We start from the raw sequence: 19,736 nt of genomic DNA on the forward strand, positions 1-19,736 counted from the left end.
TGCACATCGCGGTCTGCCTGGCAGACAACGCAGTAAGACACATTCGATGGTCCGGGTAACAAACCGGGCCATGACGGAGGTCAGACATGAGTGACATTCTGGTAGTTGAAGATGAGAGCATTATCCGCTCAGCCCTCAAACGACTGTTGGAACGTCATCAATACCAGGTCATAGAAGCCGAATCGGTCACCGAAGCCAGTCAGCACGACCTGGGACGGTTCGATCTGATCATTACCGATTTGCGACTGCCCGGCGCACCGGGTACCGACCTGATCGATATGGCCGGCGACGTGCCAGTCCTGATCATGACCAGCTATGCCAGCATGCGCTCCGCCGTCGATGCGATGAAAATGGGGGCGGTCGATTACATAGCCAAGCCATTTGATCACGAAGAAATGGTGCGTACCGTCGGGCGCATTGTCAGCACCCACCGCCAGCAGCGGGTGCAGCATGAATCGGGCGACAGCCAACCCCAAGCCAGCCACCATCAGCCGCATAGTACTTTGGGCGACCTGGTCGGCAGCTGCGACTCAATGCAACGTCTTTACCATCGAATTCGCCGCGTCGCACCGGCCGATATTACCGTTCTGATTCACGGTGAGTCCGGTACCGGTAAAGAACTGGCCGCACGCGCCATCCACCAGCACAGCCCCCGCCACGACCAGCCGATGATCAGCGTCAACTGCGCGGCCATTCCCGAAAGCCTGATCGAGTCGGAGCTTTTTGGTCACGAGAAAGGGGCATTCACCGGCGCAACGGCCGCCCGTCAGGGCCTCGTTGAAGCCGCCGAGGGCGGTTCCCTGTTTCTGGACGAGATTGGTGAGTTGCCAATGGAAGCCCAGGCACGGCTGCTGCGGGTGATACAGGAAAGCGAAGTGCGCCGGGTTGGCTCGGTGAACTCACGCACCGTCGATGTCCGGCTGATCGCGGCCACCCACCGCAATCTCAAGCAACTGGTCAAGGAAGGCCGGTTCCGGGAAGACTTGTATTACCGGCTGCAAGTCATTGAAGTAACGCTGCCGCCGCTGCGCGAGCGCGGACAGGATGTCGTTGAAATTGCTGAGCACCTCATTGCCAAGCACGCACGCCGGCTCAAACTCGACGGGCCCGTGCTGCTGTCGAAAGACGCCCGCGATGCCATGTTGCACTACGACTGGCCCGGCAACGTGCGTGAACTGGAAAACGCCATACAACGCTCCCTTATTCTCAGTGAAGGCGGCGAGATTACCCTCGATGAAATGGGCTTAGACCAGGAAGACTGGAAAATACCGGATACCCTGGTCAGCGAAGAAGCTCCCATCGCCTCATCCGGCATTAACAGCCACTCACAGGACGCAGACGATTTGTCACTGGAAGACTATTTCCAGCATTTCGTGCTCGAACACCAGGAAGGCATGTCGGAAACCGAGCTGGCGCAAAAGCTCGGCATTAGCCGCAAGTGCCTTTGGGAGCGTCGCCAGCGTCTGGGCATCCCCCGCCCCAAGAAAGGCAGTACCGCCTCTTCCGCCAGCACGACCACCCAGTAACCCCCCGCCAATCCGCCAGTAACCTGGCTTTCGAGCCTCAGCGTTGTTACATAGCCTTACGCACGTAACAACTCTGACACTTACGGTAACAAACATCGCTGACGGGCCACTGACAAATTGCTTACATTTTGATCAGTATTTTTTAACTTATTGTTTTATAACGATTTTTTAAAGCTGGCACAGCACCTGCAATATCTAAGGGGCAAGAGAAGATCGGCCCATCAACAAAAACAACAACGGGCCAACCACAAGCAACCCCCACCCAAAAACAATAACAAGGGGGTAGCATTAACAAACGGGCAAATACCATTGTCAGCTGCTAACAACAAAAACAATAAACGACACTAATAATAAGAAAACAAATGACAGTGTAAGGTCATGGGGGCATCAAGATCCCCAGACATCAAGAATAATAAGCCCCACTCACCTGTTTCAGTATGCAGGTTCAGATCGTGATGCTTCGTCACGCTGCTAGAGCCGGCCTCGTGCCGGCCGCTCGTAGTTATATCCATCCTCACCTGATTCCTCTTATCCGTTACGCCGACGCTGCTACCCCCGGGTTCAATTCATTGCCATCGCACCTCAGTAACATGCTTACTATGAGACATTTCGCGCCATCAGGCCGATTTTAGCCATCAAATGGACATATTGACGGGCGCAAGGCATAGAGAATGATGGCTGCTTCCGCTAAACTGCGCGCTCTTTGAACAATGCGAGATCATGTGCAAACCATGGTAGTGGACTGGATCAAACGCTGGTTACCGCAAAAAACGAACAGCATCGAGTTGAATACAATTCCGAGAGACGAGCACCGCGTGTCCCGGAAAGACATCAACCATACCGCTTTGAAAGTGCTGTATCGCCTGCAAAATGCCGGTTACGAAGGGTACCTGGTCGGCGGTTGCGTGCGCGACCTGCAACTCGGCCTGAAACCCAAGGATTTCGACGTCGCCACCGACGCCACGCCCGAACAGGTGCGCAAGCTGTTCAGCAATTCCCGCCTGATTGGCCGTCGCTTCCGCATTGTCCACGTTACCTTTGGTCGCGAAATCATCGAAGTGACCACCTTTCGTGGGCGCACAGACGACAACAACGACAACCATCTGCAGAAACAGTCCGACGAAGGCCTGTTGCTGCGCGATAACGTCTACGGCTCACTCGAAGAAGACGCCGAACGTCGCGACTTTACCGTCAACGCTCTGTACTACACCCCCAAAGATTTCACCCTGAAAGCCTACGGCTCGGGCATGAATGACCTGGAAAACAAAGTGTTGCGCATTATCGGCGACCCGGAAACCCGCTACCGTGAAGACCCGGTACGGATGATGCGCGCGGTTCGTTTTGCTGCCAAACTTGGCTTCAGCATTGAACCACGCACTGGCGACCTGATTCCCGAGCTGGCACCGCTGCTCAGCAACGTGGCCGCAGCGCGTCTGTTCGACGAAGTGATCAAAATGCTGATGTCCGGCCACGGCCTGGCCACTTGGCGCCTGATGCGTGAATACAACCTGGTTGAGCCCTTGTTACCGGCGACACACGCTGCACTCAAAGCCTCATCCGACGGCTATTACGATGCCTTCATAGAACAGGCTCTGGTTAATACCGACGATCGCATCAATCGTGGCAAGCCCGTTACTCCCGCCTTCCTATATGCGGCTCTGCTGTGGCCTCCGGTTCGTGAAGAAGCCGAACACAGCATCAACATGGGCACACCGGAACAACCCGCCTGGTTGCAGGCTATGGGTAAAATAGTCGCGCATCAGATTTCATCCATCGCTATTCCAAAGCGGTTTTCGATCCCGATGAAAGAGATCTGGGAGCTCCAGTTGCGCTTGCCCAAACGCACGCCGAAACGCGCTGAGCAAGTCGCCAGCCACCCCCGCTTCCGTGCGGCCTACGATTTCCTGCTGCTGCGAGAAAGTGCTGGCGAGAAAACGGGCAATCTGGGCCAGTGGTGGACCGACTACCAGACTGAAAACCCGGATATTCGCCGCGATATGGCCAGCGAAGCGGCCAGTGACCGCCCGCGTCGCCGCCGGCGCCGTCGACCACCGCAAAACCGTGGCGAGTCAGCCTCCTGAACGACGCCCCAAGGCTCTGACGAATGCCTGCTGCATCACTGGAACATCGAGTGTACATTGCGCTCGGCAGTAACCTGGGCGTGAGCGCCGAGGCACTTGATGGCGCACTGGAGAAGCTCAGTGACCTGCCCGGAACCCGGGTGCTTCAGGTCTCGCCCTGGTACCGCAGCGCTGCCATCGGTGGCCCGGCCGACCAGCCCGACTACCTGAATGCCGTCTGTGAAATCACCACCGGGCTCGACCCCCTCCCGCTGCTCGATGCCCTGCATCAGATCGAACATCACTTCGGCCGTGAACGCCAGGTGCGATGGGGGCCACGCACGCTCGATCTCGACATCATCTGGTATCAGAACGTTACATCCGAAGACCCCGAGCTGACACTGCCGCACCCCAGAGCGCATGAACGGGCTTTTGTTATCCGCCCGCTAGCCGACATTGCACCTGACCTGGTGCTCGGGAATCAGTCTTTGAACCACTGGCTGGAACACACCCGGGACCAGGCGATAAGCCGCCTGTAAGCGCATTACCAACCACCATTCAACAATGACACCGCGAAACCCCGAATAGCCGGTAAACCGTGGCGGCAAAACCGCTGAACAGCACCAATACATGGCATACCATCACACCGGCTTGACTTAGCCCCCCCAAATCGCAACCATTCGCCCCCACCTAACCGATCGAGAGAGCCCCGATGGTGAAGAATCACACGGTAGCCACCCTGAAACAGCTCGTCGCCGACGGCCAGAAATTCAGCATGCTCACCGCCTATGACGCTTCTTTTGCGCAGATGTTCTCTACCCTGGGTGTCGAATCCCTGCTGGTGGGTGATTCACTGGGCATGGTGGTTCAGGGCCACACTTCTACTTTGCCGGTCACCCTGGAGCAGATGGTGTACCACACCACTGCCGTTGCCCGAGGCAACCAGGGGGCCCTGGTCATCGCCGATCTGCCGTTCAACAGCTACTCAAGTGTTGATCAATGCCAGGCCAATGCGGGCCAGCTCATGCAGGCCGGTGCACACATGGTCAAACTCGAGGGCGGTGCCTGGCTTGCCGACAGCATTGTGTCGCTCAGTCGCGCCGGCATCCCAACCTGCGTGCACCTTGGCTTGACGCCCCAGTCGGTTAACAAGTTCGGGGGCTACAAGGTTCAGGGGCGCGACGAAGCCGCCGCCCAGACCATGATCAACGATGCCATTGCCCTGGTAGAGGCCGGTGCTGATTTTGTGTTGCTTGAATGCGTACCGACTGATCTGGCCCGCGCCATTACCGACGCCGTGCCGGTGCCGGTAATCGGCATTGGTGCCGGCAACGTGACCGATGCTCAGGTGCTGGTCAGCTACGACATGCTGGGCTTCACCCAGCACCGCCTGCCAAAGTTTGTGAAGAACTATATGGCCGAACCCAACACCCTGGCCGATGCGGTGACCCGCTACATTGACGACGTGAAATCCGGCGCTTTTCCAGGTCCGGAACACGCGTTCGACTAAGCGCCTGTCGCCCGACACCCCACTGCCCGGCTCTGTAACTGACCCTGAGTGACTCTGTTATGAAAATTGTTGCTACTCTCGACGACCTTCGCACTGCCCTCGCCGACCTGCGGGCAGACGGCAAGCGCGTGGCGCTGGTGCCCACCATGGGCAACCTGCACGAAGGCCACATGCGGCTCATCAAGAGCGCCCGGGAGCACGCCGATATCGTTGTTGCGTCCATCTTCATCAACCCGACACAGTTTGGCGAAAACGAAGATCTCTCCGGCTACCCACGCACCCTGGAAGAAGACACCAAGAAGCTGATCGCCGAAGGCTGCCATCTGCTATACACCCCTAACAAGGCGGTCATGTACCCGGAGCCAGATCTGACCCGAGTCAGTGTCGACAAGATCACCACACTGCACTGTGGCGCCAGCCGCCCGGGACACTTCGTTGGTGTGGCGACCATCGTGCTGAAGTTTTTCAATCAGGTACAGCCGGACTGCGCCGTCTTCGGCCTTAAGGATTTTCAGCAGTTCACCGTACTGAAAACCATGGTCAGCAATCTCTTCCTGCCCATTAAGATGATCGGCGTCGATACCGGCCGCGCCGATGACGGTCTGGCCCACAGCTCACGCAACAACTACCTGACCGCCAGCGAGCGGGAACAGGCACCCGCTCTTTACCGCATTCTGTGCAACGCCAAGGCGGCCATTGAGCAGGGCGAGCATGACTTGGCCAAAGTGACCCGAACGGCCAAGGAAGCCCTGCATAATGCCGGCTTCACACCTGATTATTTCAATATAAGCCGCCGCATCGATCTGGAACCGGCCGCAGACGACGACCATGAACTGGTCATCCTGGCGGCGGCCTTCCTCGGCAAGGCACGGCTGATCGACAACGTTCAGGTGGATCGTTAGGCAGACTGCGTCCAATCACAGTTTCCAATAAAACCCCACTTCCGGATCACGCCTGATGCTGACCGGGGGTTCAATACGAGGTGCGCAATGGAATTAATCATGCTCAAGGCCAAATTGCATAAGGCCAAGGTCACACATGCGGTACTGAACTACGAAGGTTCCTGCGCCATTGGCGGCGACTTGCTCGATATGGCCGGCATTCGCGAGTTCGAGCAGATTCAGATTTACAACGTGACCAACGGCGAGCGGTTCACCACCTACGCCATTCGCGGTGAAGACAACAGCGGCATGATCTCGGTCAACGGCGCCGCCGCTCACAAAGCCAGCGTTGGCGATACCGTCATCATCTGCGCCTACGCCAACTTCTCCGAAGCCGAACTCGAAACCTTCAAACCCCGCATGCTCTACATGAACGACGATAATACCGTCAGTCACACCAGCAACGCTCTGCCTGTTCAACTTGCGTGAGTAACGCAACACATTAACAGACGCGAGACATGAAGGAACGTGGAACACTAAGGGACGCAACACATAAAGAGACGCACAAGCAGGGGCTTTGCGGTTGGCTGAAACGTCTTTTCCTGCCCTGCGTTTCTTAACGTTCCGCGTCTTTCTGTGTTCTACGTCCTTTGATGTGTCGCGTCCCTTCATATCCTACGTCTTTTTTGTCGGAAAATTTCACCAATCGGTGGTTTTTCCCGTCATTTTGTAATTAAATTACATAATTATTTTCCGGTTTGGTTGGTATCGCCTCAAAACACCCCAACCTACCCTCCATGCATTCTTAGTAATCCTAATCCACAAAAACAATCGGGAACCGACTTATGGCTTACGATCCGACCCAACTGGCAACCTGGAAAAAGCTCGAAGAACACCAGTCTGCCATCGCCGATGTGCACATGCGCGACCTCTTTGCCGAAGACCCGCAGCGCGGCCCCCGCATGACCGAGCATGCCGCCGGTATCGAGCTCGACTATTCCAAAAACCGGGTAACCGACGAGACTATGAACCAGTTGATGGCGTTGGCACGGTTGGCCAAGTTGCCGGAAGCCATTGAGGCCATGTTCAACGGTGAGGTGATCAACCACAGTGAAAACCGCCCCGCCCTGCACATTGCGTTGCGTAACCGTAGCCAGCGCCCTATTAAGGTGGGTGGCGAAGACATCAATGAGACGGTTAACGCCACTCAGGAAAAAATGAAAGCCTTTGCGGAGTCGGTTCACAGTGGTGCCTTTGCCGGCCACACCGGTAAAAAGCTGCGCACCATTGTCAACATCGGCATTGGTGGCTCCTACCTGGGTCCGAAAGTGGTATCCGATGCGTTGAAGCCCTACTGGCAAGACGGCTATAACCTCAAATACATTGCCAACATCGACGGCACCGACGTCACCAGCGTCTGCCGGGATCTTGATCCGGAAACAACGCTCTTTGTCGTGGCTTCAAAAAGTTTCAACACCCTGGAGACCCTGAAAAACGCTGAAGCCGCGCGTGAATGGTTCTTCCAGCAGGGTGGCAAGCCGGAACAGGTAAAGCACCACTTTGTCGCCGTTTCCACCAACATCAAAGCCGCGACTGAATTCGGCATCGACGAAGCCAATATGTTTCCGATGTGGGATTGGGTCGGTGGACGCTACTCGCTCTGGTCGGCCATTGGTCTGGCCCAGGCCATTGTGATCGGCTTCGACAATTTCGAGCAGATGCTCAGTGGCGCCCATGACATGGACGAGCATTTTCGCACCACCGGCCTTGAGCACAATGTTCCGGTCATCCTGGGCATGCTCGGCGTCTGGTACCACAACTTCATGGGGGCTGAATCCCATGCGGTACTCAGTTACGACGAAAGCCTGAAGGACCTGCCGGCCCACCTGCAGCAAGTCGATATGGAATCCAACGGCAAGGCCGTAACTCAGGATGGCCACCCGGTTGGCTGGAGCACCGGGCCGGTGATCTGGGGCGGTACCGGGACCAATGGCCAGCACGCTTATCACCAGCTGTTGCATCAGGGTACCCGCCTGATCCCGGCCGATTTTCTGATGCCGCTGAAAAGCCACAACCCGGTGGCCGATCATCACCCCTGGTTGTTTGCCAACTATCTTGGCCAGCAACAGGCGTTGCTGGAAGGAAAAACCGAAGCCGAGGTTACCGCTGAGCTGAAGGCAAAAGGCCTTGATGCGGCCGCCGTTGCCGAGCTGGTACCGCACAAGGTGGTACCGGGCAATCGCCCCTGCAACAGCCTGGTGTTTGAACAGGTTACGCCACAGGTGGTGGGCGCGCTGATCGCCCTGTATGAACACAAGGTGTATGTGCAAGGCATTATCTGGGGCGTCAACAGCTTCGATCAATGGGGCGTTGAGCTTGGCAAGGTACTGGGCAACAGTGTGTTTGAAGCCCTGGAGTCAGGCAATACGGATGGCTACGACAGCTCCACTGCTCAGCTAATCGAACGGTTCAGACAAGCAAACCGCTAAATGGCAACAGACCTCACCTGGCTGCCGGGTGAGGTCGTCCTCAACGGGTCGGCCCCCAACCGAACCCGCATCTTCCGCCCATCGCCTGGCCTGCATGAGCTGTCGACTTTGCGCTGCTCTACTGCCTGGACACTAGCTCTAATACCCCACTCTCCTGACGATGACTCAAAGACCAAGCTTCAGACTTGCTAATGATACTAATTATCAATATTGTTCGCATAAATCATTTTCTGGATTGGGTGCTCGTCACCGGTTTGGAAACAAGGAGAGCAGTCAATGAAACACAGCATGCTGGCTTCAATAACCTATGTTGTATTGTTGGGAGTCGCCTCCGCGGAAGGCTTTCCGGTAACCATTGAACACAAGTTTGGCGAAACGACGGTGACTGCCGAACCCGAGCGCATCGTTTCGGTCGGCTACACCGAGCAGGATGATCTGTTTGCTTTAGGCAAGGTGCCCATCGCCGTTCGACCCTGGGCCTTACCGGTGCCCCATGGCATTTGGCCCTGGGCAGAGGCCGCTGCCGGTGATGCAGAGCCGGTCGTTCTGGGCAGTGGCCCACTCGATTTTGAGACCATTGCCCAGCTGGAGCCGGATCTGATCATCGGCATCTACGCCGGAACCACTCGCGAAGAATACGATCGGTTGTCGCTGATCGCCCCCACCGTTCTACAACCGGCAGACTATGTTGACTATGCCACGCCCTGGGAGGAACAGACGCGCATCATCGGTCGCGCTGTGGGCAAAGTCGACGAAGCGAATACCCTGATAGCCGACATCAAAAAACGATTTGAACAGGCCCGGAAGGAGCACCCTGAGTTTGAGGGCAATACGGTCGCGGCGGCTTACTACTCGAATGGCCAGGCCGGTGCTTTTGCCAGCGGCGAACCCAGAAGCCGCTTCTTTACCGAACTGGGGTTTGTTATTCCAGAGATCTACGACGAACTGGCTGGCGATGCCTTTTACACCACCTTCAGTCTTGAACGTTTCGATCTGCTCGATGTGGATCTCCTGGTTTGGTATTGGGGCGAGCTGGAATCCGATGACATACTGCCCCTGCGCAGAACATTGCAGGCACATCAGGATGGCCGCGAAGTCATCTTAACGCCTCAACAGCGCTTTGCGCTGTCTTTTTCCAGCCCACTGAGCCTCACCTACGCACTGGATGAGTTGGTGCCGGAGCTGGCTGACACCCTCAAATAGCCGGATGAAATGATCATGAAAATGCAGGAAATCAAAGCCTTTATACCCGCCAGGGATTTTGAACTGTCGCGTCGTTTCTATCTGGACCTGGGGTTTGAGATCCCCTGGCGGGATGAACAATTGGCTTATGTGCGTTACCAGCACTGCAGCTTTCTTTTGCAGAATTTCTATGTCGAAGCCCATGCCCGGAACTGTGTTATGCATTGCCTGGTGGAAGGCGTCGATGACTGGCACGCGATATTGTCACAAAAGCAGTTGGCGAAGACCTACGGCGTACAATTATCTGACCTGGAAAATCAGCCCTGGGGCATGCGTGAATTCACGCTGACCGACCCCGGCGGGGTGCTGTGGCGAATTGCCCAGAATCAGTAAGGGATGACTGACTGAAACTAGCCATGCAATATTACGCTTACCGGTAAGTCTGATTGCCCTAGCATTAGCTTTCAGTACCCCCCGCTGTTCCTCGCCTATAGCCCCCATAAAGCTGACGCCATGCGTCACTTTTAAACCCTGCAACACCCACCTCACTCAATTTTTTGTGCAAATCGTCAATCCTTTGTCATTACAATGCCCGAAATACGACCTACTCCCTTGCAACGCCAAAAAAACCGCATAAACTCGCCAATATTGAGAGCCAAGTCTCATTCTGGACCCCATGGAATGGCCAAGTAAGTAGAAATAGGATCCGGAATTTATTCTTTGGCACGGTTCTGGCTAAGTGAAAGTTACACCAGACAAGCTTTAATACTAATATTGGGATACTGACTATGAAACAGCAAAAAGGTTTTACATTGATTGAATTGATCATGGTTATCGTGATTCTGGGCATCTTGTCTGCTTTTGCCTTGCCACGGTTTGTTGATTTTTCTACCCAGGCTACGGACGCCACTGAAGCTGGCCTTACTGGTGCCGTGAAAAGCACATGGGGAATATTAGTTGCGGAAAATCGCGTAAATGGGAACGCCGCTTTTCCAACGGTAACTGAGTTAGCGGCAGGCATTGATGGTGACGGGATATCAGCAGTTGCGACTGGGGTTCAAGTTACGATCAGTGGTGGCACACAAGTTGTACCAACATTTACAGACGATAGTTGTGCTACTGCAACAACAGCTGTTGGCGACTCAGTATTGTGTGTAGGCAGTTTGTAAGAGTAACGATAAGAACAAAAAGTGCCTTGCTATCTAGTCTGTGCAAGTTTGCAGGGCACTTTTTTAGACTCAATCAAAACCTACATTGGCTCGATTTCACTTACCTTTCTCATAGAAGTGCAATTGAATAGGTACATCTGAATGAGGAAAGCTTATTTTGGGTTCAGTCTAGTCGAATTAGTTCTGGTACTGCTACTGCTATCCATCATATCCGCTGTTGCCGCTCCTAGATTTTTCAACTCAACTCCTTTTTCGAACAACAGTGTAAGAACCAACCTTCAGTCCACTCTGACTTACGCACACAATCGTGCCACAACTTCTCAATGCACCCTAGAAATTCGCCTCACCACCACCGGCTGGTCCGTATTGCAAGATGACGACTGCCAGAGTAGTGGTTCCAGTGGTGCTGGCTGCAGTGCTCCACTGAATTTTATAACGCCCGTCAACGCACCTGGTGAGTCGACCCAATTAACAGGCACACTCACAAGCAACTCACTGCAACGTTTGTTTTTCACCCCAACGGGTCGTCTGTACCGCAGCACCACAGCAGGTGATTGCACCAATTTACCCGCAAACCCGGTGCCCAGTGGCACTCAGATTGTTGGCTTGACACCCGCTACGACCTTGCAACTGGATGGAGTCACTGGCTATGTGGCGATTCAGTAGCATGCGCACTCATGCCTCAGCTCACGAACATCAGCGCGACTCGCAGCGCGGCGTGACGCTGATCGAGCTGGTCATTTCCATTGTAATCATTGGCATTGCTGCCGCTGCCATTCTGCAGAGCCTAGGGTTTTTGACGATCAATAATGTTGACCCGATGTTACGCAGCCAGGCCAATATGGTGGCACAGAGCACGTTGAATGAGGTCTTGAGCCAGTCTTTTTTTGATGGCGATGACGACCCACGCATCGACGAATCAATAACCGACCCCGATATATGCCCCACACCGGAAACCGGCGCCAGTTACGACCGCAGGCTATGGGATAACCTTTGCGACTACAACGGCTTCGATTCCAACAGTGACGACGGGCTCGCCCCCGGTATTCGCGACCGGCAGGGGAACGCCCTGCCCGGTTTGTCGAGCTACCGGGTTCAGGTTACTGTGGACACCAGCACGGGCCTGGCACTGGGTACGCTGTCGAATACGGCGGGTTGCACGCCCCGCATAGCAAGAATCACCGTTACCGCCTCAGACCCTCGCGGCCAAACGGTTCAGCTCACCGGCTATCGAACCAGCTACTGGGATGAGGGTTGTTAATATGATGACGTCCATACACCCGAAACGCTTTCACCAGCCCGGCTTTACGCTGGTTGAACTGATCATCGTGATCGTGATCATCGGCATTCTGGTAGCGGTCGTCGGCCCTCTAATCGGCAATCGCTATTCCGCCATTGTCGATACCCAACAACGCGCGGCCTGGGTGCAACAGGGCGAAGCCGCCTTTTTTCAACTGCGGCAAGATCTGGACAGGTCGGTTCCCAATTCGGTGCGCACCTCAGAGGCAACCGCTGGCAATGATCAGGTTGTGGAGTTTTTCACCCTGTCTCCGGATCAGGCACAACCGGCCTTGCGATACCGTGATCGCAACTACGCACCCACCTACGATCGACTGAACCTCAATAACGACGAGTCTTTTGATGTTTTTGGGGTGCTGTCCAGCTTGCCGGCAGGCACGTCAACCTATGTTTCAATCGCCTCACCCGGTTTTAGCCAACTCTATAGCGATTGGGCCGATGAACTGGCGGGCAACCAGGAAGGCTACATAGCAGAGGTCAATTCGATTGTTAACCGAACCACCTGCGACTGTGGCGATTGCTCTCAGTGCCCGGTGACCCAGATAACACTCGACAACAGCAACCACCGCTTCCCCAGTGACAGTCCCTTTTTCAGGGCCTACTTTACCAATGGGCCCGTCGCTTACCGTTGCGACAGCGGGCGGCTGGAGCGCATTACCGGCTATACTGACCTGAGCAACACGGCACTGGCCAGCCGCATAGGCGCAGCCACACCGGCTCGCATTACCGACGATGTCACGCAATGCCGCTTCAACTGGACACCAGGCTTTCTGTACCGCCCCCCTACCCTCACGATTACACTGGCCCTGGGGGATAGCTCGGAAGGCATTCAACTCACCGATACCTTTGTGCTGGGGAATGGCCTGTGAACCGCAAACCACAGCAAGGCGTCGCACTGGTCGCAGTTATTTTTCTGATCGTTGTCATCGGCGCTGCTCTGGTGGTCATCTCCCGGTTGTCGATTTCATCCAGCGCCCAGGTCACGCAAAACCTGCTGCAAAGCCGGGCACGACAGGCCGCCTCAGCAGGGCTTGAATGGGCCACTCAACGGCTGGTAGAAGAAGGGTCCGGCGCCTGTGTAGCCAATACAACCGTCACGGTCCCTGCCTACTCTGATTACACAGTCACCGTGCGGTGTACCGAAGGGAGGTATAACCGCCCCAACCCGGTCGCGCAACGCGTCTATCTGTATCGGCTGACGGCCCAAGCGGCCTTTGGCAATCTGAACGATGCCAACTACGTCTGGACCCATCGCAATGCCACAGTTGAACTCTAAGTTACGTCGAAGCATTACCCGTGTACTGGTAGCCGGTGCAACACTGAGTGTTAGCCTACCTGCTCTGGCTGAGGTTTTTAACCTATCGCTGGGCCAGTTTCCCGGCTGCTCGACCAGCTGGAATGTTTCGGGCACAACCTATACCTGTACAGGTGACGGCCGCATCACATTGAATAATGGCGACGACATCGTTGCCAATACCAACGTAACCCTGGTTGCCAACAATGGTTTCAGATTGGGAGACGGTAGTGTCGGGTCCAATACCAATCGCATTGACCTGGTCGATAGTTACGGTCAAATCATTACCGATGGAAGCTCCGTATTCGGTGATCTGACTTCGAACAGCAGCGGCATCGAATTAACCGACAGCATTGTCAATGGCACCCTGACGGCCAATGGTGACATAGATCTCGATGGCGGTACCGTTACCGGTAAAGTGACCAGCCTCAATAATCGCGTTGAAGCCCAAGACACTAACCTGCTCGGGGGCGCCCAGGCCCAATCCGGTATGATGTTTGACGGTGGCACACTCAGTGGCGACTTCGTTATGACTTCCAACAACCCCATTGAATTTGAGGACGTCACCTTCATCGCAGGGAGTGTCAGCGGGGCCAGCAGAGTAAGAATTGAAGACAGCACCTTTGGTAGCCCCTCAAATCCGGTCAATGTAGTCAGTAATTCCAATGAAATTGTAGTGCGCAATTCCACAGTCCATGGCGATTTGACGGCACCCATTAATTCCGAAATCGATGTTTCCAACAACAGCAACGTCTACGGCACCTGCACTCCTACCAGCCCCAATTGCCAGCCAGCAGCGCCCCAACCTCCGGAAAACTGTGCACTTAACCCGGGCCTTCAAGGCGAGTATTTCAACAATCGCTTTTTAACGGGTACGCCCGCCTATGAAGACACCGTGTCGACCATCGACTTCGCATGGGGCTCCGGCTCACCCAGCACCGCTGCGGTAGGCAACGACAATTTCTCGATTCGCTGGACTGGCTATCTCTATGCGCCAACTACCGGAACTTACACTCTGGCTACCAACTCGGACGACGGTGCAAGGTTGTATATCGATGGTAACCTGGTCATCAACGACTGGTCCGATCACGCTCCGAGAATTGTAACTGCTACGGTCTCCTTGCAGGCGGGTGAACTGGTTCCTGTTGTATTGGAATATTATGAGAACGGCGGTGGTGCGACCATTCAACTGGGGTGGGAGCCGCCGGGTGAATCTGGCCTGACAATTATTCCAGCCTCTGCACTTTACTACTGCACGTCGCTGACGCCTGTCGCTTATTACCCACTCAATGAAAGCAGTTTCTCCGGTGCGGCAGGGGAAATTCTGGATTACAGTGGTAACAACAATCACGCCACAACCACGGGCAATATTACCCCGGCAGCGGGTTACACCTGCGAAGGCGCTTTAGTACCGGCCAACAACAGCAGTGCATTGCGCTCCGCGATCGATACCGGTTTAAACCCGGGTGACCTTACCCCAACCCGCGGGACACTCAGTTTCTGGTATAAAAGCAACCTCGACTGGGATGGCGATAATCAGGACCGGGTTCTGTTTTCTGCCAACAGTGATCAATACGGCAACAATGGGAACAACCGCTATTTTTACCTCATGCTCCGCAACGATGGGCGGCTGCGGTTCGAGTTTGAAGATTCAAACGACGGCGACTACAACTTTCAAACCAACAACAGCACCCGAAACTTTAACGCAAACGAATGGGTACATGTAGCCATCACCTGGGACATGATCGATGGCGATTTCGGTATCTACGCCAACGGTACAGCCGTGGGCACGTTAAACAACCAGAATACAACCGGACTACTCAGCCAGCTCAACAGTCTGTACATCGGCGACAACCGTTCCAATTATGTCGAGCCCGGCCGTTCCGCCAACGGTGTGTTCGACGAAGTGCGACTCTACGACTATGCCCAGTCCAGCAGTCAGATTCTGGCCGACATGGGCAACACCGTTGCCTGCTCAACACCGGGCACCTGCATCACCGATACCTTTAGCGGCAGCCTGAGCGCCGACTGGCAAACACTGCGCAGCAGTGGCAGCTTTACACCTCAGGTCGTTGGAGGACGACTGCGCCTGACCCCCGATAGCACCAACATTGCAACGGCTACCACCTTCTTGCGGCAGTTCCCAAGTGAAAACAACCGCGTCGTCGTCGAGTTTGATTTCTACGCCTACAAGAATAACGGCGCCACCAATGCCGCCGATGGCGTGACCGTCACTTTTTCTGACCGCGACATTACTCCTTTTCCAGGCAGCTTTGGCGGTTCACTGGGCTACGCACAACGAAACAATGGCGACCCGGGCTTCAACGGCGGCTGGCTGGGCATTGGTCTGGACGAATTTGGCAATTTCTCGAACCCGACTGAGGGTCGGGTCGGGGGCCCCGGAGCCCGGAGCAATGCCATTGCCATCCGTGGCTACGGGTCTGGCACAACCGGGTACCGATACTTGCGAGGTACGTCCGCCAACATATCCCCGGCGGTGCTGACATCCAGCACAACACCACACCGGTATCGCATTACTATTGATAACAGCAACGGCACTCAGGCGCTGGTAAAAATCGAGCGCAACGCAGGCTCTGGGTACGTAACACTGGTGAGTGAATTCGATGCACTCAACGAAGCCGGCCAGCCGGCCATTCCTGAAAAGCTTGTACTTACCCTAACCGGCTCGACCGGCGGCAGCAGCGCCAATCATGAGATCGATAACTTTCAGGTGTGTGCCGACATTATCGAGCCCTACGATGCCCCCATTCACCATTTTGAGCTGGTTCGAAACCAGGCCGTCGGACTCACCTGCGAACCCCTGGATGTGACCATTCGCGCTTGCGCCAATGAAGCCTGCACACTGGAATACACCGATCCGTTCAGCGCTACCCTGAGCCCTGTTGATGGCTGGGAGGGTGGTAATGTGGTGACCGATATCGTCTCTGGAGAGTCGATCGGCTACTTACCTGGCGCAGCTGGCACCTACACCCTGGGCGTGCCAAACAGCACACCCTCGACGGTGCCACTCACTCAGAATTTGTGCTTTATCGCTGGTTCAACAACCGCTGAAGCCAATTGCCAGGTGACGTTCAGTGATGTCGGTTTGCGCTTCTTCCCGACTGAGAATACAACCAACAGCACGGCGTTCTTCGATCTGATCGCCGGTGCGACTGAAGGGCCTTTTTCGGTGCAGGCAGTGCGGACCAATACCACCGGTGTTTGTGAAAGTCTGTTCAGCGACGGTGGCACACTGGATTTTACAGCGGGCACTGACTGCAGCGACCCGACCAGTTGCAGCCCCTCCCAACAGGTCGAACTGACCAACGCAGGCACCACAACTGTATTGCCTAACCCACAGAACGAAGTTGCCGGTGAAGACACCACCACGCTGCCGCTGACATTTACGGCAGACTCAACGGCCGAGTTTTCACTGCTATCACCTGACGTTGGCGTTCAACCATTAACGTTGGAATACACCCTGCCCGATGTTGACGGCAATCCCTCATCAATTACCTTGAGTCAAAGCGTCAACCTGCGAGTTCAACCTGCCGAGCTTCGCCTGTTGAGGGTTCGCAACAGCGACGGTGACGAGCTTGCAACCGACGGTTCGGTAACCGCCAGCGCCAATGCCCCGGTATTTACCCAAGCCAGCGAGCCCTTCCGGCTAGAGGTGCAAGCCCTCAATGCCCTTGGAAGCCCCACTCCCAACTTTGCCCGCACGATAACGTTACCAGACATCAACTGGGGCGCTTTGACCACCATTGCCGCTCCGGGTGATGAGGACGCAAAGGGCGAACTGAGTGGCGGAGATGGCAGCTCGACACCCGGCAGTGCCTGGGCAGCTTACGAACAGCCCGATGGCACCCTTGATACCAGTACACTGACCCTGGCCACGGGACTGGGGTTGAGCTTTTCCGACCTGGGGGTCATTGACCTCAAGGGGAAAATTGACAGTTACCTCGCCAGGACGGGTTCGCCAGACTTGGAGGTTGAATCCAATACCGTTCGGGTAGGTCGTTTCATTCCCGCCTATTTGCGCATTACTCAGAACAACCCGGCCAACTGGGGTTCGACGTCTTTCCATTATCAGGGTCAGACTGCGACGCTGTCGTCGATTCCATTAGTAGTGGAGGCGTTTGATGTCAACAACAACGCGATCTCCAACTACGACGGTGACTTTTTCAAGTTGGCGCTAAACACGGATGACCTGTATCAAAAGCCCGCCGGCCAGAACAACACAGGCGGTGATCTGACGTACGATCAAGTCACTTGGGCCTTGTCAGACACAGAAAATTACGACGGCGAGGTGATCCTGACTCTCAGTCAAACCGAACTGTCCTGGCCGCGCTCAGCTGGCGTACCAACTGTAGACGATGCCCCGCAGGCGGTGAATCAGTTGATCGTTGAGGCCAACAAGCTCAGCGATGGCGAGGCGTGTCACGGCGACGGGGCTGCGTGCGAGGGTCTGACCCTAAATCTTAATTCAGTTGATCTCTACTACGCCCGGCTAAACGCCGAACGCCAGGTCAGTACTCAGGAAACGGCCGAACTACCAGTATGGGTTGAAGTACTCGACGATGTAGATAGCAGCATAACCCCCAACGTCGTCAGTTTTGCTGCGTTTACGGGCGACAACGCAACCGGCACTGGCGAGATTCCCGGCCTCAGCTTCCAGGGGGTTTGTGAGCCCGGCGGTCTCAATTGTGCTGGCGTAGCCAACTCGGCCGATGGCACTCTGGTTGGTTTGAACGCGGGTGCCGGCACCCTGGTGGCAGAATCGACCACACCGGGTATCGTGGGTGTTCTGGTTGATGTGCCCAATTGGCTGACATGGGATTGGGATACCGGGCTGGGTATGACCGGGCCACCCAGCACCCTGTATTTCGGTCTGTACCAGGGGCGCTCGCCCCTGTTGTTCCAGCAGGACGGCTTCCGTTAACGATCCGTGCTGACCGTCAGGGGCCATAGTTGCCTGTGTCCCTGCGGCTGCCCCTCACTGACAAATCGCACCAGGCCGTCGTAGTCAAACCCGCGCCACTGGCTAAGATACTGGCGAATCAGTGATTCGCCCGGAACATCTACCGGTACGATGGCTTCCGTGCAGCCCTTGCCTTCAATGTGCCAGAAACACTGGCCACTGGCATCAGCAAACACCGATACCCGGGTCAGATCCGCCAGGTCCAGCTCGGTTAGAGCACCGCTGGCACGGCGATAGACGAGATGATCGTCGGTCAGTACCACGGCCGGTCCTGAACCGGCGTCGCTTCGGTGTTGGCGTCGGAAGGGAGACATCATCGGGCATCAAAATCCGGCAAGCCGTTCAAGGGGTCGTCTGCATCACCGGAATCGCGAACCACCAAAATGGTGGTGCGCCGGTTGGCAGAGCGCCCAGCGGCCGTGTTGTTATAGGCAATGGGATAACGGTCGCCCTGATAGTCGGTCAGGATAATCGACGGGTCGACACCCTGTTCCACCAGATAATCGGTCACGCGGTTGGCTCTGCGCTCGGACAGCCGGCGGTTATCGTAGCGGGTACCTACGTTATCGCTGTGGCCGACCACTTCCAGCGCCAGAATGCGCTCATCGGCTGCGACGTAGGCAACCAGATCATCCAATACAGACTGCGCCGTATTATCGAGCAGCTCGCCGCCACTCGGGTAATTGACTACCGTGCGCTCGACCTGGCTGAAATTGACCGGTAACAACCCGGCAGAACAGGCCAGATAGTCGTTGTAATAGCTTTTGAATTCAACCGGCGACACCTGCACGCGAATCGACTCGGAGCCATAACGCGCCTGCCGCGTGAAGGTCGGTGCCATGCCATTGGCCAGCTCGCCCATGATGCGCCGGGCCCGGTCGGGCTCCACGCGCAGCGGAATGTCCCGGTCTTGCACCCGCACATAGCCCAGCTCGTGAGTCAGAGCGCTGGAGCGCCAGTCTGGCGCCTCTACGGTCAGCGCCGCCTGGCCCAGGGCCATCTGGTTGCGGGTGGCCTGCAAATAGAATTCAAGCTCTTCACCCGCCTCATGAAAGAACACGGCCAGGCCGTATTGCGGAATCGGCTGATAAAACTTGCAGTAATACTCGTTGGCCTCCAGTTGCCAGGTGGTGTCGGACAGGCCGGTACCGTAGTCCGCTGCCCAGGCCACCGGCAGGCAACACCCCAGCACCAGGGCGATCAGGCCATCGCGGCCAAAAATCACCGCTGCCTGGGGTGCTTGGGCCAATCGTTGCCGAACGGTCATCTGTGTATCTCCCGTGTTTTGCCGGTTATCGGCCGAATATTGACCGAAAAGAGGCCTGTTTACGCCCTATTTATAAAA

16 protein-coding genes are annotated in these 19,736 nt (G+C 55.8%); 14 read left to right on the forward strand and 2 right to left on the reverse strand.

Annotation, left to right across the window (positions count from 1 at the left end):
- Positions 1-86: 86 nt before the first annotated feature.
- The 14 genes from ABJT94_RS02945 (at position 87) to ABJT94_RS03010 (ending at position 18,352) form a co-directional block, all read left to right on the forward strand.
- The gene (locus tag ABJT94_RS02945) at positions 87-1,526 is read left to right on the forward strand and encodes a sigma-54 dependent transcriptional regulator (RefSeq protein ID WP_348477583.1); all 1,440 of its coding nucleotides are present in this window, start codon (positions 87-89) and stop codon (positions 1,524-1,526) included.
- A 731-nt stretch (positions 1,527-2,257) separates the two neighbouring features.
- Positions 2,258-3,607 carry a polynucleotide adenylyltransferase PcnB gene (gene pcnB, locus ABJT94_RS02950; protein WP_348477628.1) on the forward strand — a complete coding sequence of 450 codons (1,350 nt, stop codon included), beginning with the start codon at positions 2,258-2,260 and terminating at the stop codon, positions 3,605-3,607.
- A 23-nt stretch (positions 3,608-3,630) separates the two neighbouring features.
- A complete protein-coding gene (gene folK / locus ABJT94_RS02955) occupies positions 3,631-4,125 on the forward strand; it encodes a 2-amino-4-hydroxy-6-hydroxymethyldihydropteridine diphosphokinase (protein ID WP_348477584.1) in 495 nt (164 codons plus the stop codon).
- Between the two features lie 173 nt (positions 4,126-4,298).
- Complete coding sequence (panB, locus tag ABJT94_RS02960; protein ID WP_348477585.1) at positions 4,299-5,096, forward strand: 3-methyl-2-oxobutanoate hydroxymethyltransferase; 798 nt, start codon at positions 4,299-4,301, stop codon at positions 5,094-5,096.
- A 59-nt stretch (positions 5,097-5,155) separates the two neighbouring features.
- A complete protein-coding gene (gene panC / locus ABJT94_RS02965; protein WP_348477587.1) occupies positions 5,156-5,998 on the forward strand; it encodes a pantoate--beta-alanine ligase in 843 nt (280 codons plus the stop codon).
- 87 nt (positions 5,999-6,085) lie between these two features.
- Positions 6,086-6,466, forward strand: coding sequence for an aspartate 1-decarboxylase (panD, locus tag ABJT94_RS02970; protein WP_127556156.1), 381 nt, complete (start codon positions 6,086-6,088; stop codon positions 6,464-6,466).
- Between the two features lie 356 nt (positions 6,467-6,822).
- Positions 6,823-8,466, forward strand: a complete 1,644-nt coding sequence (gene pgi / locus ABJT94_RS02975) for a glucose-6-phosphate isomerase (protein ID WP_348477589.1) — start codon at positions 6,823-6,825, stop codon at positions 8,464-8,466.
- Positions 8,467-8,742: 276 nt separating this feature from the next.
- Positions 8,743-9,669 (forward strand): iron-siderophore ABC transporter substrate-binding protein, encoded by a 927-nt coding sequence (locus ABJT94_RS02980; protein WP_348477590.1) that lies wholly within the window; start codon positions 8,743-8,745, stop codon positions 9,667-9,669.
- 15 nt (positions 9,670-9,684) lie between these two features.
- Positions 9,685-10,041: a VOC family protein gene (locus ABJT94_RS02985; protein ID WP_348477591.1), complete on the forward strand. Its 357-nt coding sequence runs from the start codon at positions 9,685-9,687 to the stop codon at positions 10,039-10,041.
- A 395-nt stretch (positions 10,042-10,436) separates the two neighbouring features.
- Entirely contained in the window at positions 10,437-10,817 is a 381-nt protein-coding gene (locus ABJT94_RS02990) for a type II secretion system protein (RefSeq protein WP_348477592.1), read from the forward strand.
- A 649-nt stretch (positions 10,818-11,466) separates the two neighbouring features.
- Complete coding sequence (locus ABJT94_RS02995) at positions 11,467-12,078, forward strand: prepilin-type N-terminal cleavage/methylation domain-containing protein (RefSeq protein WP_348477593.1); 612 nt, start codon at positions 11,467-11,469, stop codon at positions 12,076-12,078.
- 1 nt (position 12,079) lies between these two features.
- On the forward strand, positions 12,080-12,985 hold the full coding sequence (locus ABJT94_RS03000; protein WP_348477594.1) for a prepilin-type N-terminal cleavage/methylation domain-containing protein: 906 nt from the start codon (positions 12,080-12,082) through the stop codon (positions 12,983-12,985).
- Positions 12,982-13,392 carry a hypothetical protein gene (locus ABJT94_RS03005; protein ID WP_348477595.1) on the forward strand — a complete coding sequence of 137 codons (411 nt, stop codon included), beginning with the start codon at positions 12,982-12,984 and terminating at the stop codon, positions 13,390-13,392. The genes ABJT94_RS03000 and ABJT94_RS03005 overlap by 4 nt, the downstream gene beginning before the upstream one ends.
- Positions 13,373-18,352: a DUF6701 domain-containing protein gene (locus tag ABJT94_RS03010; protein WP_348477596.1), complete on the forward strand. Its 4,980-nt coding sequence runs from the start codon at positions 13,373-13,375 to the stop codon at positions 18,350-18,352. Before ABJT94_RS03005 ends, ABJT94_RS03010 begins: the two co-directional genes overlap by 20 nt.
- On the opposite strand, the gene ABJT94_RS03015 is transcribed toward ABJT94_RS03010, so the two are convergent.
- Both ABJT94_RS03015 and ABJT94_RS03020 read right to left on the reverse strand, forming a co-directional pair.
- Positions 18,349-18,708, reverse strand: coding sequence for a hypothetical protein (locus ABJT94_RS03015; RefSeq protein ID WP_348477598.1), 360 nt, complete (start codon positions 18,706-18,708; stop codon positions 18,349-18,351). The two genes, ABJT94_RS03010 and ABJT94_RS03015, sit on opposite strands and share 4 nt — an antisense overlap.
- Positions 18,705-19,658, reverse strand: a complete 954-nt coding sequence (locus ABJT94_RS03020; RefSeq protein ID WP_348477599.1) for an OmpA family protein — start codon at positions 19,656-19,658, stop codon at positions 18,705-18,707. Before ABJT94_RS03020 ends, ABJT94_RS03015 begins: the two co-directional genes overlap by 4 nt.
- Between the last annotated feature and the right edge of the window lie 78 nt (positions 19,659-19,736).

The sequence above is a fragment of the Saccharospirillum sp. genome (assembly GCF_039982735.1).
Taxonomy (GTDB): Bacteria; Pseudomonadota; Gammaproteobacteria; order Pseudomonadales; family Natronospirillaceae; genus Saccharospirillum.

What these genes read in the sequence shown, in the direction of transcription:
- ABJT94_RS02945 (WP_348477583.1), top strand. Translation starts at nt 87, where the DNA reads ATGAGTGACATTCTGGTAGTTGAAGATGAGAGCATTATCCGCTCAGCC.
- pcnB (WP_348477628.1), top strand. Translation starts at nt 2,258, where the DNA reads ATGGTAGTGGACTGGATCAAACGCTGGTTACCGCAAAAAACGAACAGC.
- folK (WP_348477584.1), top strand. Translation starts at nt 3,631, where the DNA reads ATGCCTGCTGCATCACTGGAACATCGAGTGTACATTGCGCTCGGCAGT.
- panB (WP_348477585.1), top strand. Translation starts at nt 4,299, where the DNA reads ATGGTGAAGAATCACACGGTAGCCACCCTGAAACAGCTCGTCGCCGAC.
- panC (WP_348477587.1), top strand. Translation starts at nt 5,156, where the DNA reads ATGAAAATTGTTGCTACTCTCGACGACCTTCGCACTGCCCTCGCCGAC.
- panD (WP_127556156.1), top strand. Translation starts at nt 6,086, where the DNA reads ATGGAATTAATCATGCTCAAGGCCAAATTGCATAAGGCCAAGGTCACA.
- pgi (WP_348477589.1), top strand. Translation starts at nt 6,823, where the DNA reads ATGGCTTACGATCCGACCCAACTGGCAACCTGGAAAAAGCTCGAAGAA.
- ABJT94_RS02980 (WP_348477590.1), top strand. Translation starts at nt 8,743, where the DNA reads ATGAAACACAGCATGCTGGCTTCAATAACCTATGTTGTATTGTTGGGA.
- ABJT94_RS02985 (WP_348477591.1), top strand. Translation starts at nt 9,685, where the DNA reads ATGAAAATGCAGGAAATCAAAGCCTTTATACCCGCCAGGGATTTTGAA.
- ABJT94_RS02990 (WP_348477592.1), top strand. Translation starts at nt 10,437, where the DNA reads ATGAAACAGCAAAAAGGTTTTACATTGATTGAATTGATCATGGTTATC.
- ABJT94_RS02995 (WP_348477593.1), top strand. Translation starts at nt 11,467, where the DNA reads ATGTGGCGATTCAGTAGCATGCGCACTCATGCCTCAGCTCACGAACAT.
- ABJT94_RS03000 (WP_348477594.1), top strand. Translation starts at nt 12,080, where the DNA reads ATGATGACGTCCATACACCCGAAACGCTTTCACCAGCCCGGCTTTACG.
- ABJT94_RS03010 (WP_348477596.1), top strand. Translation starts at nt 13,373, where the DNA reads ATGCCACAGTTGAACTCTAAGTTACGTCGAAGCATTACCCGTGTACTG.
- ABJT94_RS03015 (WP_348477598.1), bottom strand. Translation starts at nt 18,708, where the DNA reads ATGATGTCTCCCTTCCGACGCCAACACCGAAGCGACGCCGGTTCAGGA.
- ABJT94_RS03020 (WP_348477599.1), bottom strand. Translation starts at nt 19,658, where the DNA reads ATGACCGTTCGGCAACGATTGGCCCAAGCACCCCAGGCAGCGGTGATT.